This is a genomic window from Corallococcus sp. 4LFB (genome assembly GCF_046520365.1).
GTDB lineage: Bacteria > Myxococcota > Myxococcia > Myxococcales > Myxococcaceae > Corallococcus > Corallococcus caeni.
The window spans coordinates 1-4,054 of record NZ_JBKGHJ010000633.1 but is presented as its reverse complement, the minus strand read 5'-3'; the positions used below and the strand labels follow the sequence as shown (position 1 = coordinate 4,054).

Annotated in this window: 5 protein-coding genes; 3 read left to right on the top strand and 2 right to left on the bottom strand. The window is 72.1% G+C overall.

Annotation, left to right across the window (positions count from 1 at the left end; genetic code table 11):
* Positions 1-493, bottom strand: a 493-nt coding sequence (locus tag ACLEQD_RS38470) for an urease accessory protein UreD (RefSeq protein ID WP_410390820.1), incomplete at its 3' end; no start/stop codon positions are given.
* Positions 494-827: 334 nt separating this feature from the next.
* Between ACLEQD_RS38470 and ACLEQD_RS38465 the strand changes: the two genes are divergently transcribed.
* Both ACLEQD_RS38465 and ACLEQD_RS38460 read left to right on the top strand, forming a co-directional pair.
* Positions 828-1,463, top strand: coding sequence for a hypothetical protein (locus tag ACLEQD_RS38465; protein WP_410390818.1), 636 nt, complete (start codon positions 828-830; stop codon positions 1,461-1,463).
* 79 nt (positions 1,464-1,542) lie between these two features.
* Positions 1,543-1,803 carry a hypothetical protein gene (locus tag ACLEQD_RS38460; RefSeq protein ID WP_410390817.1) on the top strand — a complete coding sequence of 87 codons (261 nt, stop codon included), beginning with the start codon at positions 1,543-1,545 and terminating at the stop codon, positions 1,801-1,803.
* A gap of 116 nt (positions 1,804-1,919) precedes the next feature.
* Here ACLEQD_RS38460 and ACLEQD_RS38455 read toward each other — a convergent pair whose 3' ends face one another.
* The gene (locus ACLEQD_RS38455) at positions 1,920-2,123 is read right to left on the bottom strand and encodes a YtxH domain-containing protein (protein ID WP_410390815.1); all 204 of its coding nucleotides are present in this window, start codon (positions 2,121-2,123) and stop codon (positions 1,920-1,922) included.
* 220 nt (positions 2,124-2,343) lie between these two features.
* On the opposite strand from ACLEQD_RS38455, the gene ACLEQD_RS38450 reads away from it, so the two are divergent.
* Positions 2,344-3,900: an alpha/beta hydrolase-fold protein gene (locus ACLEQD_RS38450; protein ID WP_410390814.1), complete on the top strand. Its 1,557-nt coding sequence runs from the start codon at positions 2,344-2,346 to the stop codon at positions 3,898-3,900.
* The last annotated feature ends 154 nt before the right edge of the window (positions 3,901-4,054 follow it).

The window sequence follows — 4,054 nt, the reverse complement described above, 5'->3', positions numbered from 1 at the left end:
GCCGCTCCGGCAGCGCGCCGTGCGCGGGGTCCAGCACCCACCGCTCATCCACCAGCGCGCGCCCTTCCCGCGCGACGCGCAGGCGCGAGGCGTAGTGCAGGAAGGCCCAGCGCTCGCCCCGCGCGCTGCGTCCCGCCGTCACCACGTCCGCGAGCACCAGCGACGCGCCCGGCGCCAGCGTCACGTCCAACGTCTGTGAATAGCGGGCGGCGGCGAAGCAGACGGTGGGGTCCGGCACCCACGCCAGCAGCGCGTCCCGCCCCACGCGCGCGAGCAGGTCGCTGCGGCAGCCATTGGGCGAGCGATAGACGCGGTTGGCCCCCTGGGTCGCGAGCAGCGCCGAGGCCCCGTCCGCCACGTCCACCTCCAGCCGCAGGTGGTCCCCGTCCACCAGCCCTCCACCGAAGGAGCTGGTATAGGCCCACGCCGCGTGACCGTGGTTGCGCGGCGTGAGCAGCCGCAGGGGGCTGTGCGCCAGCGCGGTGCGCACCACGGTGCGGGGACCGGAGCGCTCGAACGCGAGCCGCGCGACGCCCGCGCGGCTGCCGCCAGGCGCGGACCGGGAAGGGCGGAAAGCACCCGTGCCTTCTAGCACGGCGATGCCGCACCGGGCCTTGCCCAGCACGTGGGCATCCGGCGGCCGGGCGGCCTGGTGAAGCCCGTGCTCATGCCCCAGCCCGGCCACAGCACCTGCGCCGGGACGCGCAGCGACGTCCCCCCGGCCTGCAGCCCTCCGCACCACCCCCGGCGGGGCCTGCTCTGACGGGGTCCGCCCTCCGGCCTCCCCGTGTCGGAGGGCAGCCCTCGTTCTCCGGAAGGGACTCCCCATGCCCCGTCACTCCTCGCGAGGCCCGACAGGCCTCGTTCCATCCTGGCTGCGTTCGCTGACCGTCTCCTCCTTCGCGCTTGGAGGGCTGCTGGCCGCGCCGGCCCAGGCCGCGCAAGGGGAGGAGCCTCCCGCGGTCGCCGCCCTCCTCGACGTGAGCCTGGAGGACGGCGAGCTGACCGCGCGCATCCCGTGGACGGACCAGGAGGAGGACCTGCCCGGGTCCACGAGGCTCGTCTCCTACGACGGGAAGAACAGCCCCAACGCGGGCGTGGAGGTGACGCCGAAGGCGGGTGAAATCTCCCACGTGAAGGTCTTTGGCGCGCTGGACAAGCCCTGGGACACGGGCTGGGCGCAGAAGCGGGTCCTGGAGGACGCGAAGGGCCAGCCGCTGGCCACCCAGGCCTATGACATCGGCCTGGACTGCGCGGACGGCAAGGAGTGCGGCCTCACCGTGTCCCCGGGCATCACGTCGGACAGCGACGTCGTGCACGTGAGCGGTGAGCTGGACGCCGTCGTGACGCAGCTCAACGAGCAGCACGGCGAGGGCGAGTACGACCTGGTGGAGGAGGTCCCCAAGGCGGCCCCGCACCTGCGCGACGAGGTCGCGCTCTACGCGCACCAGCTGTACCCCTGAGCGCCACCGCCCTCACCACGGCGTCCCTGGTCCCCCTCAACCAGAGCGCCTCCGGCTCCAGCCAGCTGACGCGGATGGCGTGTACACCACGTCCTCGAACACCAGCAGCTCCAACACGGTCAGCACGGCCGGCCGCGTGACGGTGTCCGCGTTCTCCAGCATGGCGAGCGCCATCACCACCAACGGCTACGCCCAGGCCATCCACGGCGCGCTGTCCTGCCCCAGCCTCCCCTCCCTGCCCGGCAAGACCGTCTCGGATCGCGACACGACGCAGGGCACCGCCCAGCTGAACAGCCTGGACTCGAGCCTCCAGGACTTCGCGGCGAACTTCCCCCCGTAGTCGTAGTCCGGGCGGCTCCACCGTCCATGAATGACAACACCCCGGAGGCCGGCACCGCGAAGGGAGCCGGCATCCGGGGTGCTTGCGTCTGCCTTTCCGCGCCCGAGGGCGGCGGACTAGTTGTCGGTCGCGTCCTCGACCTTGTCGCCGGCATTCTCCATGGCGTCGCCCGTGGCGTCGGCGGCGTCCTCGGCCTTGTCCTTGGCCTTGTCGCCGGTCTCCTCCATGTCGTCCTTGGCGGCCTCGCGAGTGTTGCGGTGACAGCCCGTGCCCACGGACAGGGCGCCCAGCGTCAAGGCCAGCAGGGTCAGCTTCTTCATGCGGTACGACTCCTTCGCTCGAGGGGGGGTGGCGGTATGCGTCCCGCCCCCCGGTGCGCGGCGCAAGGTAGGCACTGTCCACCCACTGCCAAGTGCCTGCCTCCGGGGATGGCTTACACCGGACGTCCGGGTCGTCCGGGCCCGCCTGAAGGTGTCGGGGCGCGCTGCTAGGGTGTGCCTTCACGAGGGGGCCTGTCTTCGCGCCCCCGGAGGCCCATCCATGGCGTTGTCGTCCTTCCGGCCCTCGCGGCCCCCCCTGTTGCTCGTCCTGGCGCTGACGGCCCTCTGGGGCTGCAGGTCCGACGACCCGAAGCCCGTCGAACAGCTGTTCTCCGACGTGCAGTTCGACCTCACCGTGCCGCCGGAGACGCCGGCCAACGCGGAGCTCTTCCTCACCGGCCCCAGCGCCACGTTCAGCGGCACGGACGGGCGGGGCCTGGAGCTCGTCTATCAGGGCGGCCGCGTGTTCAGCCTGAAGGCCCGGCTGCCCAAGGACACCGCCTTCACCTACGCGGTGCGGATGACCGCGCCCACGGCCCAGGTGGCGCTGGACGCGCAGGGGGTGCCGGAAGCCGAGCGCACCGTCACCGTCCATGAGAACGAGGAGAATGTCGCCCTCACGGTGGAGCGCTTCGGCGCGGAGGGGGGGCAGACAGGCGCGAGGACCGTGTTCATCGTCCAGGTGCCGGACATCACGCCGGTGGAGGCCAAGGTGTGGCTGTCCGGAAACCAGCCGGAACTGGGGAACTGGAATGGCGCGGAGGTGGAGCTCTACAAGGCCGTGGACAACGCCTACGCTGGCGCCGTCACCTTCGCCATGGGTACGGGTCTGGAGTTCAAGGTGACGCGCGGCTCGTGGGAGACGGTGGAGAAGAGCGACACGGGCGCGGAGGTGGCCAACCACACCTTCACCACCGGCGGCGGCTTCGAGCGCGTGCCCGTGGTGGTCAAGGGCTGGGCGGACCTCACCACGCCCCCGCCGCCCCCGCCGCTCACCGGCGACGTGCGCTACCTGCGCAACGTCGTGCCCGCGGACCCCACGCTCAAGCCGCGCGACGTCATCGTCTGGCTGCCGCCCGGCTACGAGGCGGACACCGCGCGCCGCTATCCGGTGCTCTACATGCATGACGGCCAGAACCTGATGGACGTGAGCACCGCGTTCGCCGGCGAGTGGAACGTGGATGAGACGGCGCAGGCGCTGGTGGAGTCCGGCCAGGTGGAGCCGCTCATCATCGTGGGCGTCTACAACACCAGCGACCGCATCGCGGAGTACACGCCCGTGCCCTTCCCGCCGGAGTACCCGGACGCGGGCCGCGCGGACGAGTACGGCCAGTTCCTCATCCAGGAGCTGAAGCCGCGCATCGACGCGGAGTTCCGCACGAAGCCGGAGGCGGAGTTCACCGGGCTCGCGGGCTCGTCGCTGGGTGGGCTGGTGTCCATGTCGCTGGGGCTCAAGCACCCGGACGTCTTCAGCCGCCTGGGCGTGGTGTCGCCGTCGGTGTGGTGGGCGGACCGGGAAATCCTCTCGGAGGTGAACGCGCTGACCACGAAGCCCGCGCTGCGCATCTGGGAGGACATCGGCACCAACGAGGGCTCCGGCAGCCAGGCGGAGACGGTGGCGGATGCCCAGGCGCTGCGCAATGCACTGGTGGCCAAGGGCTGGGTGCTGGACAGCGACCTCAAGTACACGGTGGTGGAGGGAGGCCAGCACAACGAGGCCGCGTGGAGCGCGCGCTTCGGCGACCTCCTGCGCTTCCTGTATCCCGCCCAGCAGTGACGAAGCCGCCGCCCCCCACCACCCCGGATGGACGCTACCTGGTGGTGGCTGGGCGGCTGTGGCGCCGCTCCAACCCGGCGCTCGGGCCCCGGCAGCGGGAGCTGCTGGTGGCCGCGCTGATGCGGGCCCGCGCCGACGTGGGCCGGGCGAAGCG

Excerpts from the sequence above, each read along its gene's own strand:
- ACLEQD_RS38465 (WP_410390818.1), top strand. The coding sequence starts at position 828 with ATGCCCCGTCACTCCTCGCGAGGCCCGACAGGCCTCGTTCCATCCTGG.
- ACLEQD_RS38455 (WP_410390815.1), bottom strand. The coding sequence starts at position 2,123 with ATGAAGAAGCTGACCCTGCTGGCCTTGACGCTGGGCGCCCTGTCCGTG.
- ACLEQD_RS38450 (WP_410390814.1), top strand. The coding sequence starts at position 2,344 with ATGGCGTTGTCGTCCTTCCGGCCCTCGCGGCCCCCCCTGTTGCTCGTC.